Origin of the sequence: Myxococcus sp. CA033 (genome assembly GCF_013336625.1) — a bacterium.
In the GTDB taxonomy this organism is placed as follows: Bacteria; Myxococcota; Myxococcia; order Myxococcales; family Myxococcaceae; genus Myxococcus; species Myxococcus llanfairpwllgwyngyllgogerychwyrndrobwllllantysiliogogogochensis.
Window position 1 is genome coordinate 1 of the sequence record NZ_JABUMU010000085.1, and the last position, 552, is coordinate 552.

Below are 552 nucleotides of genomic sequence, written 5' to 3' on the forward strand. Positions count from 1 at the left end.
GCTCGCCCGGGTTCTCTCGTCGGCGTCTGCCTGGAGCGCTCGCTCGACCTCGTCGTCGCGCTGCTCGCCGTCCTCAAGTCCGGCGCCGCCTACGTTCCCCTGGACCCCGCGTATCCCCGCGAGCGCCTCGCCGGCATGCTCGACGATGCCCAGGCCCCCGTGCTCCTCACTCACGAGCACCTGAAGTCCGTCCTCCCCCAGCACGACTCTCGCGTGCTCTGCCTCGATTCACAGTGGGACGACGTCGCAGTCCACTCCCGCGACTCGCTGCCTCTCCTCGCCGGGCCCGACGCCCCCGCATACGTCATCTTCACCTCCGGCTCCACGGGCCGCCCCAAGGGCGCCATCAACGCCCACTCGGGCATCGTCAACCGCCTGCTGTGGATGCAGCAGCAGTACGGCCTGTCCCCTGACGACACCGTCCTTCAGAAGACGCCCTTCTCCTTCGATGTCTCCGTCTGGGAGTTCTTCTGGCCCCTCATGACGGGCGCTCGCCTCGTCCTCGCGAAGCCCGGCGGTCACCAGGACCCCGCCTACCTCGTTCGCCTCATC

General features: G+C 69.0%; 1 protein-coding gene. It reads left to right on the forward strand.

The annotated features are described in order from the left end of the window. On the forward strand, window positions 1–552 hold a 552-nt coding region (locus HUA78_RS45740), incomplete at both ends, for an AMP-binding protein (RefSeq protein WP_174479133.1).